This window comes from Micromonospora sp. NPDC005324 (assembly GCF_040607155.1).
Taxonomy (GTDB): Bacteria; Actinomycetota; Actinomycetes; order Mycobacteriales; family Micromonosporaceae; genus Micromonospora; species Micromonospora trifolii.
In genome coordinates this window covers 1-1,060 of the sequence record NZ_JBEXGE010000136.1, presented here as the reverse complement: position 1 = coordinate 1,060, position 1,060 = coordinate 1, and the positions used below count along the sequence as shown (strand labels likewise).

The 1,060-nt window shown below is 70.2% G+C and carries 1 protein-coding gene; it reads left to right on the top strand.

What is annotated here, in order from left to right:
• Positions 1 to 89: 89 nt before the first annotated feature.
• Positions 90 to 1,060: CHASE3 domain-containing protein (locus tag ABZS40_RS36780; protein WP_354949373.1), on the top strand; the 971-nt coding region annotated here is incomplete at its 3' end.

Sequence of the window (1,060 nt, the reverse complement as noted above, 5' to 3'; positions counted from 1 at the left end):
GCCTGGCTGGTCGGGCGGGCCGAGCGGCTCAACGGTGGCCCGCTCGCCGACGACGTGGCAATGCTGCTGGTCAGCCGGGGCGGTGGCCGATGAAGCCGGTCATCGGCGGCTGGAGTCTGCGCCGCCGGGTCATCACCCTGCTCACCGTCGTGGGCGTGTTGCTGATCGGGCTGGCCAGCGCGGAGGCGGCGATGGCCGCCCGCAACCGCACCCAGATCGACGCGGTCCTGAACGAGACCGGCCCGTTGCGCGTGCAGTCGCAGGAGCTTCTCAACGCGCTGCTCGACCAGGAGACGGCGATCCGGGGGTACGCGGTCAGCGGCGACCAGGACGACCTGAACCCCTACCAGGAGGGGCTCGCCCAGGAGAAGAGCGTGACCACCTCGATGCGGGCGCTGCTCGACGACTATCCACAGATCAGCCAGGAGCTGCGGACCGTCGAGGAGCGTGTCACGCGGTGGCGGCAGTCGGTTGCGGAGCCGGTGATCACCACCACCGAGCAGAGCGGCACCAGCGCCGGTCAGGCGTTGGTCACCCAAGCGGCCCGGCAACAGTTCGACGACGTGCGCTCAGCCGTGAACGACCTCCAGGCTGAGGTCCTGGCCGCGCGCGAGCAGACAGCGAAGAACGTGCGTACCAGCAGCAACATTCTGGTCGTCCTCCTGATCGTCGCCGCGCTGGTGGTGGTCGTCGCCGGGGCGCTGCTGCTGCTCTCGCTGGACCGGATGGTCATCCGTCCCCTGATCGGGCTGGCCGACCAGGTCCGCGAGGTCGCCGAGGGTGACTACCAGCACGGCATCGCCGCCACCGGCCCTCCGGAGTTCGTCCGGCTCGGCGAGGACGTGGACGCGATGCGGCAGAAGATCGCCGCCGACCTGGCCGAGGTCCGGGCCGCCCGCGAGCGCATCGAGTGGGTCAACAGCCAGCTCCAGAAGCAGGCCGAGGAGCTGACCCGGTCCAACCGTGACCTGGAGCAGTTCGCGTACGTGGCCTCGCACGACCTCCAGGAGCCGCTGCGTAAGGTCGCCAGCTTCTGCCAGCTGCTCCAGCGCCGTTACGC